The organism is Hymenobacter sp. NBH84 (assembly GCF_014217645.1).
Taxonomy (GTDB): Bacteria; Bacteroidota; Bacteroidia; order Cytophagales; family Hymenobacteraceae; genus Hymenobacter; species Hymenobacter profundi.
The window spans coordinates 3,685,451-3,707,943 of the sequence record NZ_CP043644.1; the positions used below are offsets into that span (position 1 = coordinate 3,685,451).

16 protein-coding genes are annotated in these 22,493 nt (G+C 56.0%); 10 read left to right on the top strand and 6 right to left on the bottom strand.

Going from position 1 to position 22,493, the window contains the following annotated elements:
- The first annotated feature begins 127 nt into the window (after positions 1-127).
- The 4 genes from F1C16_RS15450 to F1C16_RS15465 all read left to right on the top strand — a co-directional run bounded on the left by F1C16_RS15450 (position 128) and on the right by F1C16_RS15465 (position 3,821).
- Positions 128-574 carry a GNAT family N-acetyltransferase gene (locus F1C16_RS15450; RefSeq protein ID WP_185281516.1) on the top strand — a complete coding sequence of 149 codons (447 nt, stop codon included), beginning with the start codon at positions 128-130 and terminating at the stop codon, positions 572-574.
- Between the two features lie 80 nt (positions 575-654).
- The gene (locus tag F1C16_RS15455; protein WP_185281517.1) at positions 655-1,551 is read left to right on the top strand and encodes an AraC family transcriptional regulator; all 897 of its coding nucleotides are present in this window, start codon (positions 655-657) and stop codon (positions 1,549-1,551) included.
- A gap of 146 nt (positions 1,552-1,697) precedes the next feature.
- Positions 1,698-2,771 carry an SDR family oxidoreductase gene (locus F1C16_RS15460; RefSeq protein ID WP_185281518.1) on the top strand — a complete coding sequence of 358 codons (1,074 nt, stop codon included), beginning with the start codon at positions 1,698-1,700 and terminating at the stop codon, positions 2,769-2,771.
- A gap of 45 nt (positions 2,772-2,816) precedes the next feature.
- Positions 2,817-3,821 (top strand): EthD domain-containing protein, encoded by a 1,005-nt coding sequence (locus tag F1C16_RS15465; protein ID WP_185281519.1) that lies wholly within the window; start codon positions 2,817-2,819, stop codon positions 3,819-3,821.
- A 144-nt stretch (positions 3,822-3,965) separates the two neighbouring features.
- Here F1C16_RS15465 and F1C16_RS15470 read toward each other — a convergent pair whose 3' ends face one another.
- The 3 genes from F1C16_RS15470 to F1C16_RS15480 all read right to left on the bottom strand — a co-directional run bounded on the left by F1C16_RS15470 (position 3,966) and on the right by F1C16_RS15480 (position 6,648).
- On the bottom strand, positions 3,966-4,979 hold the full coding sequence (locus tag F1C16_RS15470) for an NYN domain-containing protein (protein ID WP_185281520.1): 1,014 nt from the start codon (positions 4,977-4,979) through the stop codon (positions 3,966-3,968).
- Positions 4,980-5,578: 599 nt separating this feature from the next.
- Positions 5,579-6,319 carry a metal-dependent hydrolase gene (locus tag F1C16_RS15475; RefSeq protein ID WP_185281521.1) on the bottom strand — a complete coding sequence of 247 codons (741 nt, stop codon included), beginning with the start codon at positions 6,317-6,319 and terminating at the stop codon, positions 5,579-5,581.
- Positions 6,320-6,420: 101 nt separating this feature from the next.
- Entirely contained in the window at positions 6,421-6,648 is a 228-nt protein-coding gene (locus F1C16_RS15480; RefSeq protein ID WP_185281522.1) for a hypothetical protein, read from the bottom strand.
- Between the two features lie 184 nt (positions 6,649-6,832).
- Here F1C16_RS15480 and mfd point away from each other — a divergent pair, with 184 nt between their 5' ends.
- Together mfd and F1C16_RS15490 are read left to right on the top strand one after the other, a co-directional pair.
- Complete coding sequence (gene mfd / locus F1C16_RS15485) at positions 6,833-10,327, top strand: transcription-repair coupling factor (RefSeq protein ID WP_185281523.1); 3,495 nt, start codon at positions 6,833-6,835, stop codon at positions 10,325-10,327.
- A 113-nt stretch (positions 10,328-10,440) separates the two neighbouring features.
- The gene (locus F1C16_RS15490) at positions 10,441-12,426 is read left to right on the top strand and encodes a hypothetical protein (RefSeq protein WP_185281524.1); all 1,986 of its coding nucleotides are present in this window, start codon (positions 10,441-10,443) and stop codon (positions 12,424-12,426) included.
- Positions 12,427-12,753: 327 nt separating this feature from the next.
- Here the strand turns inward: F1C16_RS15490 and F1C16_RS15495 are convergent, their stop codons facing one another.
- The gene (locus F1C16_RS15495; RefSeq protein WP_185281525.1) at positions 12,754-13,500 is read right to left on the bottom strand and encodes an energy transducer TonB; all 747 of its coding nucleotides are present in this window, start codon (positions 13,498-13,500) and stop codon (positions 12,754-12,756) included.
- 316 nt (positions 13,501-13,816) lie between these two features.
- Between F1C16_RS15495 and F1C16_RS15500 the strand changes: the two genes are divergently transcribed.
- Both F1C16_RS15500 and F1C16_RS15505 read left to right on the top strand, forming a co-directional pair.
- The gene (locus F1C16_RS15500) at positions 13,817-14,845 is read left to right on the top strand and encodes an isoaspartyl peptidase/L-asparaginase family protein (protein ID WP_185281526.1); all 1,029 of its coding nucleotides are present in this window, start codon (positions 13,817-13,819) and stop codon (positions 14,843-14,845) included.
- On the top strand, positions 14,842-15,561 hold the full coding sequence (locus F1C16_RS15505) for a copper homeostasis protein CutC (protein WP_219733337.1): 720 nt from the start codon (positions 14,842-14,844) through the stop codon (positions 15,559-15,561). Before F1C16_RS15500 ends, F1C16_RS15505 begins: the two co-directional genes overlap by 4 nt.
- 194 nt (positions 15,562-15,755) lie before the next feature.
- Here F1C16_RS15505 and F1C16_RS15510 read toward each other — a convergent pair whose 3' ends face one another.
- Positions 15,756-16,787, bottom strand: a complete 1,032-nt coding sequence (locus F1C16_RS15510) for an SMP-30/gluconolactonase/LRE family protein (protein ID WP_185281528.1) — start codon at positions 16,785-16,787, stop codon at positions 15,756-15,758.
- Positions 16,788-17,082: 295 nt separating this feature from the next.
- On the opposite strand from F1C16_RS15510, the gene F1C16_RS15515 reads away from it, so the two are divergent.
- Positions 17,083-18,165: an SMP-30/gluconolactonase/LRE family protein gene (locus F1C16_RS15515; protein ID WP_258048934.1), complete on the top strand. Its 1,083-nt coding sequence runs from the start codon at positions 17,083-17,085 to the stop codon at positions 18,163-18,165.
- A 178-nt stretch (positions 18,166-18,343) separates the two neighbouring features.
- Here the strand turns inward: F1C16_RS15515 and murF are convergent, their stop codons facing one another.
- Positions 18,344-19,642 (bottom strand): UDP-N-acetylmuramoyl-tripeptide--D-alanyl-D-alanine ligase, encoded by a 1,299-nt coding sequence (murF, locus tag F1C16_RS15520; RefSeq protein ID WP_185281529.1) that lies wholly within the window; start codon positions 19,640-19,642, stop codon positions 18,344-18,346.
- A gap of 60 nt (positions 19,643-19,702) precedes the next feature.
- Here murF and F1C16_RS15525 point away from each other — a divergent pair, with 60 nt between their 5' ends.
- Positions 19,703-22,003: a T9SS type A sorting domain-containing protein gene (locus F1C16_RS15525; protein WP_185281530.1), complete on the top strand. Its 2,301-nt coding sequence runs from the start codon at positions 19,703-19,705 to the stop codon at positions 22,001-22,003.
- The last annotated feature ends 490 nt before the right edge of the window (positions 22,004-22,493 follow it).

A 22,493-nucleotide genomic window follows, 5' to 3' on the forward strand; every position in this document is an offset into this window, starting at 1 on the left:
TAAATGGGTACTAGAAGGGTAAGAAAAAGCGCCTACAGGCTACATACGGGCGCCAAAGGTAGGCGTTTGCCCGCAGGCCGCCTGTAGGCTGAATGATGCGTTGTACGTAATTTTTATCTTCGCTGCCATGTCCGTTTCCTCGCCCCGCACCGCCGCCGATTTTGCCGCCTACTACCAGCTGCGCTACACCGTGTTGCGGGCGCCCTGGCAACAGCCGCCCGGCTCGGAGCGCGCCCCCGACGATGACGACCCTACTACCCTGCACGCCCTGCTACGCTACGCTACCCCCAATGGCCCCGTGGTAGCAGTGGGTAGGGTGCACCCCTCGGCCCCAGGGCAGGCGCAAGTACGCTTCATGGCCGTCGATCCGGCCTACCAGGGTAGGGGGCTAGGCCGGCAGGTACTGGCGTTTCTGGAAGCCGGCGCCCGGCAGCAGGGCCTTACGGAGTGCATTCTGCACGCCCGCGCCACGGCGGTACCGTTTTACGAAGCCGCCGGCTACGCCGTGGTAGCGCCCTCGCACACGCTGTTCGGCAACGTGCCGCACTTTCTCATGCGTAAGGCGTTGCACTAAGCAACGCCTGCCAGCGGCGGCAGTGCGGGCGCTGGCAGGCGTTGGCGTAACCATTCCTACCGCTAGCAGTTGTAGGAAGTATGGCTACTCCGCTGATTCCGGTTTTTCGGTTCGACAACTACCCGCAGGCAACGGAACCGGCGCCACCTGGTGCTGCTCCTGAGGCACTGGAACAGGTAGTGATGTACCGACGAGAGGAACGGTTTGCTACCTGTCGGCAGCATATGGAGCAGCACCGCCGGCAGTTTTTCAAGCTCTCGTTGGTGGAAGAAGGCGGCGGCACTTTTTATCTCAACGACGAACTCGTAACGGTAGCGCCCTATTCCGTGCTGCTGGTGATGCCCGGCACCGCGCTACGCTGGCAGCTGTCCGATGGCTCCCAAACCGGTCTATATTGCTTTTTCTCTGCTGATTTTTACAATGCTGGCTTGCTGCCTGGCTATCAGCTACACGCGGTACTCGCTAGCCAGCCGCCCTACGTATACCACGCCTGCACCCCAGCCGAATACGCGACACTCCGGCAAAGCGGCGAACAGCTCTACCACCAGCAAGACCACCTGGAAAAGGCCCGCCTCTACCTACGCCTGCTGCTCACAGACCTCCGCGAGTGGCAAGCACCGCCTGCTACTCGTGGCCAACCCGCCACTATAGTACAGCAATTCCTGCATCTGGCAGAAGCCCGCCTCGCAGCCGGCGAACCCGCGCTTAGTCTGGAGTTTTACGCCGACGCCCTAGCCCTCACCCCAAAACACCTCAGCGACCTGTGCCGCCAAGCCACTGGCCAGAACGCCGGTAGCCTGCTTCGAGAGAAGATTCTGACGGAAGCCAAAGTACTCCTTTCCGGCACCCACCTATCCATAGGCGACCTGAGCTACCGCTTGGGTTTCTACGACGTTGCACATTTTTCGCGGTGGTTTCGGCAGGCCGCTGGCCAAACGCCGTCCGCTTACCGCTTGCAGGCCCTAGCGTACAAATAGTAAGGCAATCTGTGCAAAGAGGCAGGAAGTGAGGCTGCTAGCTTTGCTGACTCGCTATGCGAGGTCCCGATGCTTGCGTGTTCCGGCACGTTAAAAATACCGGTGGTATTACGTAAAGCAACTTACCAAACATCAACTTTCTACTTATGAGCACCAATAAAATTGCCCTGATTGTGGGCGCAAGCGGCATCATCGGCAGCAATCTGGCAACCGAGCTACTCGCCACCAATTGGACCGTATACGGCCTAGCCCGCCGCCCGCCGCAGCACCTCGACGGCCTGCACCCCGTAGCCGCCGACCTACTGGAGCCCGCCGCTCTGGAAGCTGCCTTAGCCGACGTGAATCCTACCCACGTCTTCATTACCACCTGGATGCGGCAGGACACGGAGGCCGAAAATATCCGCGTGAACAGTGCGCTAGTGCGCAACATCCTGGCGGTGCTTTCGCCCAAGGGCACCGTGCAGCACGTGGCGCTGGTAACGGGCCTGAAGCACTACCTGGGGCCATTTGATGCCTATGCCAAGAGCGGCACACTGCCGGCTACACCCTTCCGGGAGGAGCAACCCCGCCTCGACATTGCCAACTTCTATTATGCCCAGGAAGACGAAGTATACGCCGCCGCCGAGCGCGACGGGTTTACCTGGAGCATTCACCGTCCCCACACCATCATTGGCAAGGCCGTGGGCAACCTAATGAACATGGGCACCACGCTGGCCGTGTACGCCAGCATTTGCAAAGAAACCGGCCGGCCGTTTCAGTGGCCCGGCTCCGAAGCGCAGTGGCATGGCCTGTCTGATGTGACCGACGCCCGCGTGATTGCCAAGCAGCTAGCCTGGGCCGCCACCACCGAGGCTGCCCGCAACGAAGCCTTTAACATTGTGAACGGCGACTATTTTCGCTGGAGCTGGTTGTGGCCGCGGCTGGCTGCATGGTTTGGGGTAGAAGCCGCCGGCTACGATGGCACCGTACGCCCGCTGGAAGCGCAGATGGCCGACGATGCCGACCTCTGGCGCACGATGGCCGCCCGCTACCAGCTCACCGTACCGGAACTGGACAAGCTAGCCTCGCCCTGGCACACCGACCTCGACCTGGGCCGCCCCTTGGAAGTGATGACTGACATGAGTAAAAGCCGCAAGCTGGGCTTTCACGTGTATCAGCCCACCGAAGCATCGTTCTTCGATCTGTTCGCGCAACTCCGCGACGATCAGATCATTCCGTAGTTGCTATCAGCCTAGCCTGTTCTTTCCTCGCTAAACTCTATTCTTATGGCTACTTCCATTGATTCTTCGGCCGATAACCGCCATCGGCCGCCGTACCGCGCCACCTACCAGACCACTACCGCGCCGCTGATTGTGACGCCTACCTTCCTGACCCGCGCTGACCGGACGCAACCCACCGAGCGCCCGCAGGACGAAGGCTTCACGCGCAGCCGCGATGGTCAGGCGTTGGACAACCCTGCCGCCGAACCGGCGAAAATTGCCTTGGAAGCCAACGCTAACCTGGCGTATGAGCATTGGGATGAGTATTGGCGCAAGGTGCACGGCCCTAAGTTTGCCTACGAGGAGCCCGGCACCGACAACGAGCCGGTGCTACGCTATGACCAAATTCACCGCGTAGCGGCCGGGCCATCGTCGTACTTCCGGCCGCCCTACCTCGCCATGACTACAGCCGACGCCAAGCTGGTAGGCGACCCCCACGCGCAGGTGCCCACCTACCAGCGCCCGCGCTGGGACGGGTTTGCCTACATTGCCTACGCCACAGAGGCCGACATTGACAAGGTGCTGAAGCAGCCGCAGTATGATAAGCGCATTGTAGCCGACGAGCAAACGGTCTTCCGCATGGTTACGCGCTCCATTACCCGCGAGTACATCCTACTGCCCAGCCCCTCACATCGCGACCCTATCACCCTGGTTAAGATTCACTACCGGCACCCCAGCCTTTCCCGTGAGGCGTTTCAGCAGCGCTTGCTGACGGAGCACGCCGCGGTGGTACTGGCACAGCCTGCCACGCACGCCTACGTACGGCGCTACGCCCAGCTGCACAATATCGGCTCCACGCAGTTCGACCCCGAAGGCAGCCGTATGGATGCCATTTCGGTGCTAGCCTTTGCTAGCATGAATGATGTAGAAGACTATCTTAGCAGTGACGGCTACCGCGTAATTGAAGTCGATGAGGCTTCCATCACGGACATTGAGCAATCGGAATTCTGGACGGGTCTTACGTACAGCGTTATCAACCGACTACTACCCGAGCTGGCAACTAGCTTGTAGCTTCCTACCCAACAAACGAGAAAGATGCAAAGCCTTCATACACAAAAGCGCCGGCCTCCATTAGGAAGCCGGCGCTTTTTTTAGCTCTTAACTGAATAACGAAAGCTGGAAGCTAGAAGCCATCAGCTAAAAGCCAATACATGTTTACAGGCGGTCGGGCGAGCCGGCAGATTCGTGCTCCTGCTCCTCGTCATCTTCGTACTCGTCGCCATCTTCCATTTGCGGGGGCTGCACTTTGCGCACGTTGCGGGCGCAGTCCTCGTCGCGGTGATTGCGGCCTACGGTGAATTCCACCCAGTCGCCTTCATTCAGGTCGTTGAAGTCACCCTCGGCCATATCAGCGTAGCTGAAGAACAGGTTGTTGGGCGGCATCACGACAAAGCCGAAACCGTTTTTCAGGTTTTTGATGGTGCTGATGCCCACCGTGCCTACCGGACCAGCTGCCGTCGGGCCCGTAGGGCGTACGGGCTTCAGGGTAGAGGTAGGGTAGGTTGTGGGCTCCGACTGAGCCACAAACATATTCTCGATCAGCTCCTCGTTGGTCGACAGGCCTTGGTCGATGATGTCGTGCATGTCTACTGGGTAGGTAGCACTGCTAAGCAACTGCTGCGAAGCGCGCGTTACGCGGTTTTCGCCTTTGTAATCGGTGTATTTGAAATCCCAGTTCAGCAGCATCACGCGGGTGCCCAGGGTATTCAGCTTCTTGATGAGGGGGGCGTAGTCGCTGTCGCCGGCAATGAGTACTACCACGTCGAAGCTCTTGTACATAGCCAGTTCGTAGGCCTCCAGCGAGAGCCACACGTCGATGCCTTTTTCCTGCAACCGGCCGTCGCGGGTTTTCAGGGGCATGTAGTGCGTATTAATCCCCAGGTTCATGAGGATATCGTCGAACAGCCGGTCGTGGAACAGGCGGTCCTTGTCGCGGGCTTCGGTGGCGCTCAGGCGGCCACGGAAAAAGTGCGAATCGATAATTTGACTCAGGCGTACGTCTACGTCTTCTTCTTCGGCTACTTGCTGCCGGATAAACTCATGCAATCCTTCCAGGCTAATGCGGGCCTTGCGGTCATGCTGGAAGTAGTAGTAATCACTGATTTTAAGGAAATAATTGCCATCGTAAAAGACGCCTATCCTAACCAGAGGGCTATTGATCTGATTCATAAAGCAAAAAAATGTGTGTGCGCAAAATGAGGTGTGAGTAAGAAAAAGAGAACGGGCAAACAACAGAAGGTACTTTTGTTGCGGAAGTACCAGGTCAAATATACAAGTTCGATTGTGTAAAATTATTCATATTGATTACTAAATAATTACTGTAAAATATCAAGCTACGCTACCTACTTGCGTTGCAGCTTGTCGTCTGAAATATCTAGCAGAAGTGATATGCTATAGTAAGGAGTACTATACGAGATGATGCGTGGATGAAGAATGAAAGAGCACGCATAAATTCAGTCTCATAACTACCCTAGGTATATTCACTTAGCAATCTGCAAATTAAAGCAAATTCCAACCTATTCTGTATATGTTATTAGTTATATATAAATTTACTTCACGTGACTTCTCTTTACACTATCGGCCACAAAGCTAGCTGGTTCCTGTATTATTATAGTAATATATTTTTAGCTTTTCCAGTATAAATCCAGTTTCCAACACAACCGTTCCCTCCTTTCTGCTTTATTCTGCTTACTCCACATACTCCAGCTCCACTAAGCTATGTGTGCATTAAGTGTCTTAACCCGATTAGCACAGGCCTCAAACGCAGTTTAAAAAGACATATTGCCCACTACTATGCTTAATACTAGCGCAGCATAGCCCAGGCAGATAGCCACTTCCAGCGCGTTGCCACTCGCGGAGCCCGTCCGAATTAGGGGAACTCTAAAGCAGATATCGGTGAGCGGCATCAACCATTTCACGCCGGCTTTGGTGAGCGAATCGGCTACGAGGTGCGAGACGTATCCCGCCCCCGCAAACCACGCCACGCCGTGCCAGCCTAGCGTGTAGTTGGCCAAGTGCCCGATATAGGTCCAGAGGCCCGCAGCCCAAATAGTGTGCGTCCAGGAGCGGTGGCTAGTGAAGGGCGCCACGGCAATGAACGCCCCCAGCATGCTCAGCCACAGAAACTCGGTGTAGAAGCCCGCCACCACCGTGCACAGGCCTGTGAACAGCAGGGCTAACCGCCGCGCCGACCCGCCCTGCATGGCGGCACCCAGCAGACCAAACGCCAGCGCCGCCGTGAAGCCCATGCGCCGGTCGGGGCCAAGGGGTAGGAGAAAGTGGGTGTAAACAGCCAGCGCCGCGCCAGCCAGCACAAACGCCCAGCGCACATACTGCTGCACAAACCCCAGGCGCTTACTGAGACGGGAGTTGGGGTGGTCGAGGTCGGGGGCGAGGGAGGAGAAGCCCGCCAGCGCAATGCCGGCCACCGAGAAGGGCACGTGGGGGACAAGTCCGGCGACGGCCACGCCGGTAATCAGGCCAATGGCCAGGTGAGAAGATCCGCGCAAGGAGAGATACTACTATTATAAATAAACCACGAAGATATCGGCGTGGCAGTTGATTACGAGGCTTTGCGCAGCACAATATCTTCGAGCGTGCGCAGGCGGCGCTAGAAATCGGTAAACTCGTCTAGTTTCCTTACTATTTTCTCCAGCCGTTGGTTTATGCGCTGGACGCTCTGACGAATGTCAACAACGTGCTCCGCCAGGGTGCCGATGAGTTGGCTCATGGTCGTGAGTAGGCGGTCGTTGTTTTCCTGATTCTCCCGCCGCATTGCCCGCATTTCGACCAGGATTTCGGCTGCCCCCAGCGGAAGGTTTTCGTTATTATCAGCCATTGTAGAATACAGATAATCGGTTCTGCTAAGATACGGCATTTGCGGGGGCGGCGCCCATCGGCTATATCGGAAACTTTCGGCGCGCGGTTGTGGTATTGCTACTACCATTTGCTAAGCGCGCCCGACCGGAAAATCCTTCCGGCCGGGCTTCTACCTTTGCCCTCCCTCCTAGCTATATCCTGTTTTGAAGGTCACTGATTTCCTCCAGCTCTACCGCCTCGACCCGACCGTGCTGACGGTAGGCGCCCGCCTGAATCCGGCCACGCTTCGCTCCCTCAAGAAAGCCGAGGCCGCCGACACGCCCCTACCCCGCCTGCACCTGCGCGGGCTGGTAGGCAGCCAGGACGCGGTGCTGGCCGCTACCTTGCACACGCTCTACCCCGAGCAGCACCACCTGTTCATTCTGCACGACAAGGAGGAAGCATCGTACTTCCTGGCTGATTTGCAGCACCTGCTTCCGGGTCAGGAGCCGTTGCTATTCCCCAGCTCCTACAAGCGCCCATACGAGTTCGACGAGACAGAAAACGCCAACGTGCTCATGCGCGCCGAGGTGCTCAACCGCCTCAGCGGCAGCAAGGGTAGCAAAGGCCAGAAACCGGTGGAGCCTACCCCGGAAGTCGAGGAAAAGAAGCCAGATGCCGAAGCAACCGGTGCTCTCATCGTTACCTACCCCGAGGCACTGTTCGAGAAGGTCATCAACCGCAAAAGTCTGGTGGCGAATACGTTTTCCATCCAGACGGGCGAGAAGCTGGACGTGAACTTCATCGGGGAGATGCTGGGCGAGTACGACTTCGAGCGGACGGATTTTGTGTACGAGGCCGGGCAGTACGCCGTGCGCGGGGGCATTGTGGACATCTTCAGCTACGCCAACGAGCTGCCCTACCGCATCGAGCTGTTTGGGGACGAGGTGGAGAGCATCCGCACGTTCAACCCCGAAACGCAGCTCTCGGTGGAGCGCAAGGCGCAGATCAGCATCATCCCCAACGTGCAGACCAAGCTGCTGCAAGAAACCCGCGAGGCCTTCCTGGATTTCCTACCCCGCAACCTGACGGTGTGGGCCAAGGACGTGCGCCTGACCCTGGACGTGGTAGACGAGTCGTTCGATAAGGCCGACGCGGGCTTTCAGCGGCTGCTAGAGTCGGCGGGCGGCACGCAGATTGTGAGCAAGCCGGCCGACTTGTTTGAGACGGCCAAGACCTTCCGCAAGCAGTTGGAGAACTTTGCGGTGGTGGAGTTTGGCAAGCGGTTTCACTTCAAGACCGGGGCCGAGGAATTTGCCTTCACGGCCAAGCCCCAGCCCAGCTTCAACAAGGAGTTTCCGCGCCTGCTCAAGAACCTGCGCGACTACCAGCAGCAGGGCTATACCAGCATCATCGCGGCCGACTCGGTGCGGCAGGCCGACCGGCTCCGCACCATTTTCGACGAGCTGGACAACAACGTGCAGTTTCAGCACCTGCTGCTGGCCCTGCGCGAGGGCTACGTGGACGATACGCTGAAGCTGACCGTGTACACCGACCACCAACTGTTTGAGCGCTACTACCGCGCCCAGGAAACGCGCAAGTTCAGCAAGAAGAAGGCGCTGACCCTCAAGGAGCTGCGCACCTTGCAACCCGGCGACTACGTGGTGCACCAAGACCACGGCATTGCGCGCTTTGCGGGGCTGATGCAGGTAGATATCAACGGGCAGTTGCAGGAGGCCATCCGGCTGGTGTACCGCGACGACGACGTGCTGACCGTGAGCATTCACGCCCTGCACAAGATTGCCAAGTACAGCGGGGCCGAGGGCACGCCGCCTACCATGAGCAAGCTGGGCTCGCCGGAGTGGGAAAACAAGAAAAAGGCCGTTAAGAAGAAGGTGAAGGACATTGCGGCCGAGCTGATTCGGCTGTACGCCAAGCGCAAGACTGCGCCGGGCTTCGCCTTCGCCAAGGACTCGTTTATGCAGGCCGAGCTGGAATCGAGCTTTATCTACGAGGACACGCCCGACCAGGGCAAGGCCACCGAAGACGTGAAGCACGACATGGAGCAGCCCCACCCCATGGACCGCCTGGTGTGCGGCGACGTGGGCTTCGGCAAGACCGAGGTAGCCATTCGGGCCGCCTTCAAGGCCGTGGCTGATGGCAAGCAGGTGGCCATTCTAGTGCCTACTACCATCCTGGCCATGCAGCACTACAAAACCTTCCGCGACCGGCTCGCCGATTTGCCCGTGACGGTGGAGTACGTGAACCGTTTTAAGAGCACCAAGCAGATCAAGGAAACGCTGGGTAGGGTGGCGGAGGGCAAAACCGATATTCTCATCGGCACGCACCGCCTCACCAACAAAGACGTGCAGTTCAAGGACTTGGGCCTGCTGGTGATTGACGAGGAGCAGAAGTTTGGGGTGAAAACCAAAGACAAGCTGAAGGAGCTGAAGGTGAACGTGGACACGCTCACGCTCTCGGCCACGCCCATTCCGCGCACGCTGCACTTCTCCCTGATGGGTGCCCGCGACCTGTCTGTTATTGCTACCCCGCCGCCCAACCGCCAGCCGGTGCAAACGGAGCTGCACGTGTTTGACGAGGTGCTGGTACGCGACGCCATTTCGCGGGAGCTGAAGCGCGGCGGGCAGGTGTTTTACGTGCACAACCGCGTGAAAGACATTGAGGAACAGGCCGCTATGATCCTGCGCCTGGTGCCCGACGCCCGCGTGACCTACGTGCACGGCCAGATGGACGGCGACTCGCTGGAAAAGCGCATGATGAAGTTTGTGGACGGCGAGTACGACGTGCTGGTGAGCACCACGCTCATTGAGTCGGGCCTGGATATTCCCAACGCCAACACCATCATCATCAACCGCGCCCACATGCACGGCCTCTCCGACCTGCACCAGATGCGCGGCCGGGTAGGGCGCTCCAACAAGAAGGCGTACTGCTACTTGCTCACGCCGCCCGTGGCCGGCCTACCCTCCGACGCCCGCAAGCGCCTGAGCACGCTGGAAGAATTCTCGGACCTGGGCGCGGGCTTCAACGTGGCCATGCGCGACCTCGACATTCGGGGGGCGGGCAACCTGCTGGGCGGCGAGCAGTCGGGCTTTATCAACGATCTGGGCTTTGAAACCTACCACCAGATCCTGGACGACGCGGTGCAGGAGCTGAAGGAAACCGAGTTCCGCGACCTGTTTTTGGGCGACACCACCGGCCGCCTCCAGGAAGCCGCCGGCGCCAAAGGCCCTAAGGAGTGCAACGTGGAAACCGACCTGCAAATCCTGATTCCGGACAGCTACGTGAGCAGCGTGTCGGAACGCCTGCAACTCTACAGCAAGCTCGACCGCGTGAAGGACCCCGAGGCCCTGCGCAAGCTGGTGGCCAGCATCGTGGACCGCTTTGGCCCCCTACCCGCCGAGGTAGAGCAGCTGGCCGACATCGTGAAGCTACGCTGGCAGGCCTGCCGTGTGGGCTTCGAGAAGGTGACGCTGAAGAAGAACGTGCTGAAAGCTTACGTGCCCGCCACCAACAACGAGGCCTACTTCCAAGGCGACCAGTTCGGCACGGTGCTCAACTACGTGCAAACCCACCCCCGCACCGCCACCATGAAGGAGCGCAAAGAACAGCTCATCATTACGATTGACGATGTGAAGAACGTGCAAGCGGCGAAGCGGGTATTGAGTGAGTTGGGAAGTGAGGAGAAGGTAGAGGTTTAGAATATTGACCAATTTGTTTACGAATAGCAATTCTCTAAGAATATATTCTTAGAGAATTGCTATTCGTATCAATATAAATATATTTACATTTACAAACCTTTATTTTTTATAAAATGCCAAAAAAATCTAGTTCCTCACAATTGTTATTAAGCCATTTTCTAACTTACGAAATTTGGTTAGCAGGTATAAACTTCGTTGATTATCAAATAAATGAGAAAATAAAAGGCAAGAAATATTATAACACTTTTAATTTTTATTATTTAGAAAGAATTTTTACTAAAACCAAAAATATTAAGAGTAACAGGTATTACAGCGACAAAGTCGCAAACAATCTATTTTATGCTTTAGGCAATGAATTCTCCTTTACAAAATACCCTGTGCCTAAAAGCGGTGTAAGTGTTAGAAATTTTACATTTTTAAGCTATCCTATGATGGCGTTATACCAGAGCGTAAGCTTGTATATAGCTAAATTAACAAATCAACTATTAATTGATAATCATTCTAAGAATATAATTTCTAGATATGGCGGTGAAATTATTTTTGAAAGAGACACCAATTACAATCTGTTATTGAATCCAGCTAACACATCATATTACAAGCATTACAAAGACTTTGTGAAAAATATAGATGATAATTGTGTTACTGGGCCAAGCAAATGGGCTATAAAAATAGACATAAAAGACTATTTCGATAACATTGATATTTCCAAACTATTAACATTAATAGATACAAGAACAAAAAAATCAGTCCGCGACTATCATAAATTTGACAACTTTACAAAAGAACAGATTATATTCTTTTTTAAATATTTAGCTTATGGTAAAAACGGAATACCTCAAGCAGACAATAATATAGCTTCTGCATATCTCAGTCACTTATATTTATTCTTTGGAGATTTAATAATAGAAGACTTAATTAACAATATCAACAAGGAGACAAAAGGTAGAATATCTAATTATAGAATAATTAGATATGTAGATGATATTCATATCTTTTTAGATATACCAACAACGACAACGGAAAAACAATTTACAGATATAAATCACGTTAATACAGACAAAGAAGCTTTATTGGTATCTGAAATACCTTATCAGCTTTTAAACAATGTTGCCAACCAATTTTATATTCAATTGGGGCTTTCTGTTAATAATAAAACAAAAATATTTCACTTATTAGGCGATTCTGAAAAAGCCAGATTTTTAAATAGAGCCTTACTCTCGCATGAAGAGATAAGTCCCTTTGATGATGGAGACGTAAAGGAATCATTTAAAAAATTGACTTTAGGAATCAAGATGCTAAACGAATTAGCCTTAAACAAGACACTAAACGACGACCCTAGCATCAAAACTATTCAAGAATTAGTTAAATGTGTTTTCAATCAAAAAATGCCAGATTTTATAAAAATACCTTCTAACAAAGCAATAATCATCAAGCAACTTAATAAACTAAATTTCAATAAAATACATATATCTCCAAAAGCAATTACTTTATTAATAAGTCAGCATGACATTATATCTAAAAAGTTTATATCATTTTTATCAAAAGAAAAATCCATAAATATACCAACTAGAAATAATATAATAAATTTTTTATGCCATAACAAATTTATTATATCTGATCCTTTATTTAAAGCATTAAGAAAAGATACTACTATATCTGCCATCATAAATATGTATGACAATCAGAGAGTAGTTTATCCATCTACAAATTACCATGACTTATCCTTCTCAAGCCTTAAAAAATTAAAAAACTGTGTTCCACTTATAGAACAAATTAGACTACGAACACATTATGAAATGATTGATAATTTTTCAATATGCTTAAATTTGTTATTAAATGAAATACATTTTGTATGTTTTCATTTAGAAAAATACAAAGACATAAATAAATATGCATCAGCTAACGTTATAGAATTTTTAAAGAGTAAAGGAGTGGATTCAAGCCTAAGAGATCAAATCAGAACATTATTTGACAGAAGAAATAACAATCCGTTTTCGCACCCAGGTTCAGATACTAAGCAAGCACTCATTGTTAGTAACGAAGAATATTTATACTTCAAAACAGGTGTAAGCAAAGCCATGCAAATTGTTCTCAACTAGAAATTTTTCAGCGTGAACTTATAGTTATTGGTAGTCAGGAAATCCCCTACATATATTACAAAGAATCAATTTCCTGCAATTTCAAAACTAACTGGCATCTCGCATTCCGACGCCACGGGTCCTACTGGCGCGAGCTTGCAGCTCGTGCCGGGCTTTGATGATGAGGTTGCACCTCATCTGCCGCAACGCGGCAAAGTGGATCCGAGCCACGCGTGTTCGTGCTTACGGGTGAGGCACAGCCTCACGGCAATGCAGGCACGAGCTGCAAGCTCGCGCCAGTTAGACCAGTCAGGAAGTTTCTTTACAGATCTTAGCCAAACGCACTCTCTACCTAACCGCAAAAACCACCGGCATCTCACATTCCGATGCTACGGGCTGTCCATTGGCGGAGGCCGGAATCCATTCGGCGTTGAGGCTCTGTACCGCGCGTAGGGCTTCTTCGTCGCAGCCGTAGCCAATGCCGCGCACGACGCGGTGATTCGAGGTGTTGCCGTTGCTGTCGATGGTGAAGGCAACGCACACCTCGCCCCCTACCCTATTGCGCAACGCCATAACTGGGTAGCGCACGCTCATGCCCACGGACCGCGCCAAGGCATCGTTGCCGGCCAGCGCGATGGGGGGCTCGGTAATCACCACATCTTTGGACAAAGGGCGAATAACCAGCTTGTTTGGCCACTTGCTGGGTGAGCGAAATAGTAATTGATTGGTGGTGTGGTCGTAGCGGGTGGCCAGGGTGCCTTCGGGGGTATAGTACTCCCACTCGTCTACCTTCTGGCCGCTATGGTAGCGGCCTTTGGCTTTCGGCTGGCTGCTCAGGTCGAAGTACTCCGTCCATAGGCTGTCTTTCTGCCCGGCCGCGTAGAAGCCTTCTGCGAGCAGCACGTTGCCTTTGCGGCCGCCATAGTGCCGGTAGGCACCCTGCTTCGTTTGGGTGTCAGTTGTTAATACGTTGAATTCTTCCCGACCCGCAGGGTTCTTCTGGCTGACGGTCATTGGTTGCGTGGCCTGTGCCCAGCCGCTTAATGGCGCACCAAGGAGTAAGAGAGGTAGTACTAGGGTAGAGGCTGTACGCATAAGGGTAGAGATAAAACGGTAAAAAGTAATGTAGTAGAATGACGCTGCGAAAAGTACGACTTCACTGGCATAGTTATCCTAATTCTGGCGCGAGCTTGCAGCTCGTGTCTGCTTTGATGATGAGGTTGTACCTCATCTGCCGTAGCGCGGCAAGCCGGAAACGGGCCACACGTATTCGTTCCTACGGGTGAGGCACAGCCTCACGATACTATAGGCACGAGCTGCAAGCTCGCGCTAGTGCTGCGTGGCCTGCATCCAAATCGCGCAGAAATGCCTAAATCTTGCGTTTCTTTAGCCGAACGCATTTTGCTTGTGCATGTCCAATCGTAGAAAATTCATCAAAGCGTCAGCGGCCGGATTGGCCCTGCTGGCAACCAAACCCGTAGCCGCAACGGCCCTACTCCCCGCCGGCAAAGTAAAGAACAAACCCGTGGCCATTGCCACCTGGAACGACGGTGTGCCCGCCAACCAGGCCGCCTGGCAGGTGCTCAGCAAAGGCGGCCGTGCCCTGGATGCCGTGGAAGCCGGCGTGCGCGTGACGGAGGACTCGCAGAACTGCTGCGTGGGCCTGGGCGGCAATCCCGACCGCGACGGCATCGTGACGCTCGACGCCTGCATCATGGACGACAAGTTCAACTGTGGTAGCGTGGCGGCGCTGGAGCGCATCAAGCACCCCATCAGCGTGGCGCGGGCCGTGATGGAGAAAACGCCCCACGTGATGCTGGTAGGCGAAGGCGCCCAGCAGTTTGCCGTGGCCCAAGGCTTCCCGCTAGAACCCCAAACACTCAGCGCCGATGCAGCCAACGCCTACAAAGAGTGGCTGAAAACCAGCGAGTACAAGCCCGTCGTCAACATCGAAAACTCGGGCAACCAGAAGAAGGTAGGCCCTGTGGGCGGCCCCCAAAACCACGACACCATTGCCATGCTGGCTATGGACGCGCAGGGAAACCTTAGCGGCAGCTGCACCACCAGCGGCATGGGCTTCAAGATGCGCGGCCGCGTGGGCGACTCGCCCATCATTGGGGCCGGGCTGTACGTGGATAACGAGGTAGGCGCCGCCGCCGCCACCGGCCAGGGCGAGGACGTGATTCGGATGGTGGGCTCGCACACGGTGGTGGAGCTGATGCGCCAGGGAATGTCCCCGAAAGCGGCCTGCAAAGCCGCCGTAGAGCGTGTCCTCAAGATCAAAGGCGACAAGGCCGCCCGCGACATTCAGGTGGGCTTTATTGCCGTAAGCAGCAAGGGCGAGGTAGGCGCGTTTGCCCTGCAAAAAGGTTTCAGCTACGCCGTATGCGATGCCAAAGACCAGAAGCAGCTCATCAACTGCGAGTACCTGCTGAAGTGAGCTACACCCTGGAAATTTGCGCCAACTCGGTGCAGTCGGCCCAAGCGGCGCAGGCAGGTGGGGCCGGCCGCATCGAGCTGTGCCAGAACCTAGAGCAGGGCGGCATCACGCCCTCCTACGGCCTTATCCGGCGCGTGCGGGCGCTGCTCAGCATTCAGGTATTTGTCTTGATTCGTCCCCGGCCGGGCAATTTCGTGTACGACAACGAGGAATTTGCCCTCATGCAAACCGACGTGCTAGCCTGCCGCGAACTGGGCTGCGATGGGGTAGTGCTGGGCATTCTGAACGAAGCTGGCCGCGTGGACATGGCCCGCTGCCGTACGCTGATAGCGCTGGCCGGTTCCATGCAAGTCACCTTTCACCGCGCCTTCGACGTGTGCCAGGACCAAGCGCAGGCCCTAGAGGAAGTTATCCAGCTAGGCTGTACCCGTATCCTGACCTCGGGTGGCGCCACTTCCGCCGAGGCTGGCCAGCAGCAGTTAGCGGCACTGGTAGCCCAGGCTGCCGGCCGCATCAGCATACAGCCAGGCGCGGGCATCAACGCTGAGAATCTGCTGCCCGTGGCCGCAGCAACGGGTGCTACGGAGTTTCACACCAGCGCCAAAAAGTTGATTTCCCTACCCTCGCAGCCCAATCAATTTGATGTGACCCACTGGCAGACGGATGCCGGGCTGGTGCGGGAGTTGGTGGAGTTGTTGGCGGAGGGTAGTGACTAGAGCTATTCTAACTCCCCTCCTTTTTTAAGGAGGGGTGCCCGCAGGGCGGGGTGGTAAAACCGTCTGGGCGATTTCTAGAACTAAAAATCTAAATATTAGACAATTAGGACTAGCATCGTTCAACGAGTTTACCACCCCGCCCTGCGGGCACCCCTCCTTAAAAAAGGAGGGGAATTAACCTTTAGCTTCTAGCTCTAGTTTTTCTTCCGCATCACTACCCCTTGCGCTTTCGTTTTCACGCGGCACAAAAACGTGTTGGCGGTGATGTAGAGCGTGCGGCCGTCGTCGCCCCAGGCGCAGTTGGCGGCTACTTCGCCGGGGTCGAGGGTGCCGAGCAGCTTGCCGGCGGGCGAGAGGATGGAGATGCCGCCGGGACCGGTGGCGTACACGTTGCCGGCCTGGTCCACCTTCAGGCCATCGGGCAGCTCCTTGGGACGCACTTTGGGTAGGGCGCTCATGTCGAAAAACACGCGGCCATTGAGGAGCTTGCCGCTGCTGCGCACATCGTACTGCATAATCACGGGGCGGAGCGAGTCGGAGTTGGACACGTAGAGCGTGCGGCCATCGGCGGTGAAAGCCAGCCCATTGGGCCGCGACAGATCCATGATTTCCTGGGTTATTTTTCCCTTCGCGTCGCGCCGGTAAACGCCGCACACGGACAGCTCGCGCAGGGGGTCCTTTTCCTTTTGGGGTAGGCCGAAGGGCGGATCAGTGAAGTAGAGGGCGCCGTTGGTGGGGTGGGGTAGCACGTCGTTGGGGCTGTTGTAACGCTTGCCGTCGTAGCGGTCCGTCACGGTGAGCAGCCCGCTTTTCTGGGCGAGGGGTAGCATAGCAATGCGCCGGTCGCCGTGCTGACAGAGTAGCAGGTTGCCTTTTCCGTCCAGGGCGAGGCCATTGCTGCCAGGCTCCTCGCCGTAGGGCATACGGCCGGTGTAGCCGCTGTTTTCCAGAAACTTCGACAAGCCCTTCTGCTCCGACCAGCGGTAGATGGTGCGCGATTTTGTATCCGAAAACAGCAACATACTACTATCAGCCACCCACAGCGGCCCTTCGATGTGCGCAAAGCCGGAGCCTACGATTTCAAGTTGAGCGTCGGGGCCGAGGAGCTGATCGAGGGCGGGGTCTTGCCGGATGATGCGGCCTTTGGTGAGCTTAGGGGAGGACTGGGCCGTGGCTGCTACGGGTAACAGCGGCAGCCAGAGTAACAGTAGAAGAAGGAAGCGCATTAGGTACAGAGTTAGCAGAACAGTAGAAGGAGGGGCGCTTCTTCCCTACCCTGCTACTACGCTGAAGGTTGCGCAACGTAGCTTGTATCAACCTGAGGGAAAGGGCAGCCGTAGGAAGAAGGCTGTTACTGTCACGTTTTTCCTGTCATCCTGAGCTTGCGAAGGACCTTCTCACGCGTGAACGAGTCGTTAGTACGCCTGTCGTTCTAGGGTGAGAAGGTCCTTCGCAAGCTCAGGATGACAGAGAGTAAAGTATAATAACGCTACAAAACTGCTTCTCCTGACCTTCCCCTACATGAAATCAACGCTCCTTTTCCTGCTGCTCCTTGCTATGTCTACCCTACCCACCGCGGCCCAGACGACTGGCGCGCCGTTGCTGCAAGTGGCGGAGTTTGGCAAGCACCAGCCCATTGGCGTGGCGGTGTCGCAGCAGGGCCGCATTTTCGTAACGTTTCCGAAGAAGGACAAGAACTACGACTACGCCGTGGCAGAAATCGTAAACGGGCAGCGCCGCCCCTACCCCAACGCCGAGTGGAACCAGTGGGACTCCCTGCAAGCGCGCAACCGCTTTGTGAGCGTGCAGACGGTTTTTGTAGATCAGGAGGATAACCTATGGGTGCTGGATCCGTCGAATCCCGGTGACGATGCCCCGTTGATTGCCGGCATTAAACTTCTGAAAATCAACTTGAAGACCAACCAAGTAGAACGCATCTACCGTTTCGAGGACATCCCGCGCGAACGAAGCGGCCTCAACGACGTGCGCATCGACACGCGCCGGCAGGTGGCCTACCTCTCTGACCCCAAGCTGGCCGCCATTGTGGTGCTGGACCTAAAAAGCGGCAAAAGCCGCCTGGTACTGCAAGGTGATAAATCGACAATGGCGGAGCCCGGTTTTGTACTGCGCATTGATGGCAAAGAGGTGAAGGACAAAACGGGTAAGCCGTTCAGCAGCAACGTCAACGGCATTGCCCTGACCCACAATTTCGAGTATTTCTACTTCCGCGCCATCAACCAAACCAAGCTCTACCGCATCAAAACCGAGTACCTACGTGACGCCAGCCTGAGCCCACAGCAAGTGGCGCAGCATGTGGAAACGGTAGGCGAAACCGGCATTTCGCACGGCATGCTTGCCGACGCGGCCGGCAACGTCTACCTCACCGACTCGCCCAACCACGCCGTGCGCCACGTAACGCCTGCCGGCCACCTCGAAACCGTAACGCAAGACCCGCGCCTAGAATGGCCCGACACCTTCGCCCTCGGCCCCGACGGCTACCTCTACCTCACCGCCGCCCAAATCAACCTCCTACCCAAGTGGAACAACGGCGAGGACAAGGTGCAGTACCCGTTCCGGCTGTATAAGATGAAGATTGGGAAGTAGCTATTAGCTGAGCGGTGTAGAGACGCATACTTGCGTCTCATCGTTGAACGACTGGCGCCTAAACGATTCCTAGCGGCGCAGGCGATGAGACGCAAGTATGCGTCTCTACACCGTTCAGTAGTAACACAAACACACTCTTGGATTGCTATCAGCCAATAGCCAACGGCTAACTATAAATTTATACCAACTCCAGCAACGTTTCCAACCCCATACCACGTGAGCCTTTTATCAGAATTAACTGGTTCTGAAGCGGCTGCTGTTTCAGCCAGTCGGCGGCTTCGGCTTTGGTAGGGAAGTAGTGGAAGCCTGGTTGCGCGGCGTGGCGCATTTCCTGCCCAATAACCAACACCGTATCAATGGATAAAGCCGCCAGCAGTTCACCCAGGGCGCGGTGCTCGGCTTCGCTCTCCTCACCCAACTCAAACATATCGCCTAGGATAACCACCTTACCGCTAGCCTGGGTAGGGCGGGCCGCAAAGCTACGCAGGGCGGCGGCCATGCTGCTGGGGTTGGCGTTGTAGGCGTCCAGCACCACCTCGTTGCGAGCGGTTTGCACCAGTTGGGAGCGGTTGTTGGTGGGCGCATAGGTGGCCAGAGCGGCGGCAATTTCTGGGGTAGGCACCTCGAAATACGCCCCCACGGCGGCGGCGGCGGCTAGGTTGGGGAAGTTGTAGTCGCCGGTGATTTGGGCAGTTACCTCGGTGCCGTCGAACAGGCGAAGGCGCACGGTAGAATCGGGGGCGGGGAGCAGCGTGGCGGGGTAGGTATCCTCGGGGCCGGGGTAGGAAACGCGCTGCGATATAGTTCCGGCCCGCTCGGCAATTTTGGCGTCGGCGGTGTTCACGAAGGCTGTGCCGTGGTGCGCTGCCAGGTACAGTAGCAGCTCGCCTTTGCCTTTGGCTACCCCTTCGGCGCCACCAAACCCTTCGAGGTGGGCGCGGCCGATGTTGGTGAGCAGGCCGTGGGTAGGCGCGGCCTGCTCGCAGAGCTGCGCAATCTCGCCTTGGTGGTTGGCGCCCATCTCCACAATGGCCAACTCGTGCTCCTGCGGCCGGATGCTGAGCAGCGTGAGCGGCACGCCGATGTGGTTGTTGAGGTTGCCGCGCGTGTATTGCACCCGATAGCGCCGGCTCAGCACGGCATTTATCAGTTCCTTGGTGGTGGTTTTGCCGTTGGAGCCGGTGATGGCCAATACCGGAATCTGTAGCTGCTGGCGGTGATAGTGTGCCAGTTCCTGTAAAGCCACGAGCGGGTCGGGCGCGTAGGTATAGCGGTCGGGGTCCTGGGCGGCCAGCGCGGCATCGTCTACCACGGCGTGACGGGCGCCCTGGGCGAGGGCCTGCGGGGCGAAATCGCGTCCCCAGAAACTGGGACCATTCAACGCAAAAAACAAGGTATTGTCCTGCGCTTGGCGCGAGTCGGTGCTGACGGCGGTGCACTGAAGGAACCGGGCATAAAGAGCCGCTGTATCTACCATGAACCTAGTGAAGTACTTTCGTGACGTGATTGTGCGTTGCAACTACCAAACCAGCTGCCAATGAACCGTTTTTTACTTTTCTTATTCGGAATAGCGGGTCCATTGGTGGCCGCGGCTCAAACCAGCGTGCCGTTTGGCCTGGTCAGCAGGCCTGACCTCGTAAAAGTAGTGCACGGCACTGAAACCCTACCCAACCCCTGGGCGGGCGGCCTGAACTCGCCTCAATTTTCGGCCATCGACCTCAACGGCGACCAACAGCAGGACCTCTACCTGTTCGACCGCGTCGCGAACCGCTCGCTTACGTTTCTGAACGTGGCCTCCCCCAACGGTGGCCGCATGTACCGATACGCCCCCGAGTACGAGGCGCTGTTTCCCAGTACGTTATTGAACTGGGCACTCTTGCGTGACTACGACTGCGATGGGCGGCCCGATTTGTTTACACTGGCGGGCGGCGATATAGCCGTGTACCGCAACGTGGCCGGCAGTGGTGGCCGGCCCGATTTTCAATTAGTGAAAGACCATCTCAGTTACTTTAACAATCCCACCTCGCAAGGCAATATATACCCTGGCGGCTACAACATGCCCGCGTTGCACGATGTGGACGGCGACGGGCGCCTGGATATCGTCACGTTTGATTTCAATAACAGCTCGGTAGTGCAATACTACCGCAACAGCAGCCCCGAATCTTGCGGCGGGTTGCAGTTTGAGCTGGTAACCCAGCAGTGGGGCGGCTTTGCTTCGTGTGCTACTTCGTGCACTTCGTTCTCCTTCAACAATGTCAATTGCCGCCCGGCGGGCACGGCGCATACCGGCGGCCACAACATCACGCTGCTCGACCTCGACGGCGACGGCGACCAGGATGCGCTTATCGGCCGCGACTACTGCCCCGAGCTGGTGAGCCTGCGCAACGACGGCAATAAGTCGGAAGCCCTGATGAGCAGTGCCGGCCTCAACGCCAGCTTCCCCAGCGGTACCACGCCCGTGCGCATCGCCAACTTCCCTACCGCCTACCACCTCGATGTAAACTTCGATGGCCGCCCCGATTTGGTGGTGACGCCTAGCGTATTCGATAATCAGGACACGATTAATACCACGCAGTCGGTGATGTTTTACGAGAATACTAGCGCCAGCGCGGTGCCCAATTTTGCCTACCGTCAGAACGACTTTTTGCAGCGCGGCATGATTGACACCGGCGAGAGTGCTGCCCCTACCTTCGCTGACATTGATGGCGACGGGCTGGTGGACATGCTGGTAGGTAGCACCAACCGCAACAACGCCAAAGGCTTTTTCCGGGCTTCGCTGACCTACTACCGCAACGTGGGCTCGGCCACGCAGCCGGCGTTTCAGTTGATGACCAAGGATTACCTCAACCTTTCCACGCAGCGGTACGCCGGCATCCGGCCCCAGCTCGCGGACCTCAACCAAGACGGCCGCCCCGATCTGGCCCTGATGGTGATTCCGATGAGAGTCAACGGCACGGCCGCGCCTACCAGCCAGCTGCGGGTGCTGCTGAACACCGCGCCGGCCGGGCAGCCGGCCGTGTTCAACCCGGCCACGGCGCAGGTGATTCAGAACCTACCCAACTACATCGACGACGCGCCGTGCTTTGCTGATATAGACGGCGACGGCCGCCTGGATTTGCTGCTCGGCACCAACATCAACGACCAAGCCGCTACCAGCCTGCGCTACTACCGCAACAACGGCGCGGCCACTCTCAGCCAGGCGTTTGTGCTGGCCAATGCCGATTTTGGGCAGATACGGAACAGCAAGAACGTACCGGCGCCAGACAACCGCGCCTACAACCTGAACCCCGCCGTAGCCGATTTCGATGGTGATGGTCAGCCTGATTTACTGGTGACCGATAGTGAAGGTCGGATCCAGCTCTTTCCCAATTTCCGGGCGCAACAAGGCGCGTTTACGCCGCTTCCTGAAACGTTTTACAACGAGTTGCTGGGTCGCTACCAGCCTGTGTGGTTGGGACAAGGCCGCATCAACCAGCTGATACTCGCCGTGGCCGACCTCAACGGCGACCAACGCCCTGAATTGTTCATTGGCCTCGAAAGCGGCGGCATGGTGGCCTACGGCGTGCGCGGCATCGTGGTCACGGACGCGCCCATGGCCCCTACCCTGCTCACGGCCGTGCAGCTCTACCCCAACCCCGCCCGCGGCACGGCTACCCTCGAAGCTCCCGACCCCGTGCGCGTAGCAGTGTTCGACGTGACCGGCCGCCTGCTCTACCGTTCCGCCACCGCCGCCCGTACCCACCACCTCGACCTGCACGACCGCGCCGCCGGTGTGTACGTGGTGCAAGCCGAAACCGCGGCTGGTCAGCGCACCACCCGGCGGCTGGTGATGCAGTAGGCGCGGTTCCCTTTGAACTCTGAAAGAACTAGGAGCCCTGCCAGGGTTGGCCTTTGGCAGTAATAAATTGTATTCAGCGCCCCACTATTCGCCGCCTGCGTTGCGCAAACCTGGCGGGCAGTGCGTAGCTTTACTGAGACTGGCTGGCAGCGTTTTGCGGTAGCGAAGCAACTTGCCAGCAGGTTTTGCTCCTTGCAGGCGGCACGAGGTACTTTTCTCTGAAAGTGCACGTTACCTGTCCGCCTACTTACCCGCCCTACTATGCCCCTAACTCTACTGTCTTCTACCCTCCGCCCTACGCCTGCTTTACTACCCAGCGCCAAGCCCTGTAGAATAGGTAGGCGACAATTGGCAGTTGGCTGGCTTCTGACATTGTTGCTCCTGTTACTGAGCGGCGCAACTACCAAATCCCTGGCGCAACCAACTAACCCCACGCCAGCAGAGCCACCTACATGCAGTCAGGACGAGAAGTTTGCCAACATTTGGTATT

Excerpts from the sequence above, each read along its gene's own strand:
- F1C16_RS15450 (WP_185281516.1), top strand. The coding sequence starts at position 128 with ATGTCCGTTTCCTCGCCCCGCACCGCCGCCGATTTTGCCGCCTACTAC.
- F1C16_RS15455 (WP_185281517.1), top strand. The coding sequence starts at position 655 with ATGGCTACTCCGCTGATTCCGGTTTTTCGGTTCGACAACTACCCGCAG.
- F1C16_RS15460 (WP_185281518.1), top strand. The coding sequence starts at position 1,698 with ATGAGCACCAATAAAATTGCCCTGATTGTGGGCGCAAGCGGCATCATC.
- F1C16_RS15465 (WP_185281519.1), top strand. The coding sequence starts at position 2,817 with ATGGCTACTTCCATTGATTCTTCGGCCGATAACCGCCATCGGCCGCCG.
- F1C16_RS15470 (WP_185281520.1), bottom strand. The coding sequence starts at position 4,979 with ATGAATCAGATCAATAGCCCTCTGGTTAGGATAGGCGTCTTTTACGAT.
- F1C16_RS15480 (WP_185281522.1), bottom strand. The coding sequence starts at position 6,648 with ATGGCTGATAATAACGAAAACCTTCCGCTGGGGGCAGCCGAAATCCTG.
- F1C16_RS15490 (WP_185281524.1), top strand. The coding sequence starts at position 10,441 with ATGCCAAAAAAATCTAGTTCCTCACAATTGTTATTAAGCCATTTTCTA.
- F1C16_RS15495 (WP_185281525.1), bottom strand. The coding sequence starts at position 13,500 with ATGCGTACAGCCTCTACCCTAGTACTACCTCTCTTACTCCTTGGTGCG.
- F1C16_RS15500 (WP_185281526.1), top strand. The coding sequence starts at position 13,817 with ATGTCCAATCGTAGAAAATTCATCAAAGCGTCAGCGGCCGGATTGGCC.
- F1C16_RS15510 (WP_185281528.1), bottom strand. The coding sequence starts at position 16,787 with ATGCGCTTCCTTCTTCTACTGTTACTCTGGCTGCCGCTGTTACCCGTA.
- F1C16_RS15515 (WP_258048934.1), top strand. The coding sequence starts at position 17,083 with ATGAAATCAACGCTCCTTTTCCTGCTGCTCCTTGCTATGTCTACCCTA.
- murF (WP_185281529.1), bottom strand. The coding sequence starts at position 19,642 with ATGGTAGATACAGCGGCTCTTTATGCCCGGTTCCTTCAGTGCACCGCC.
- F1C16_RS15525 (WP_185281530.1), top strand. The coding sequence starts at position 19,703 with ATGAACCGTTTTTTACTTTTCTTATTCGGAATAGCGGGTCCATTGGTG.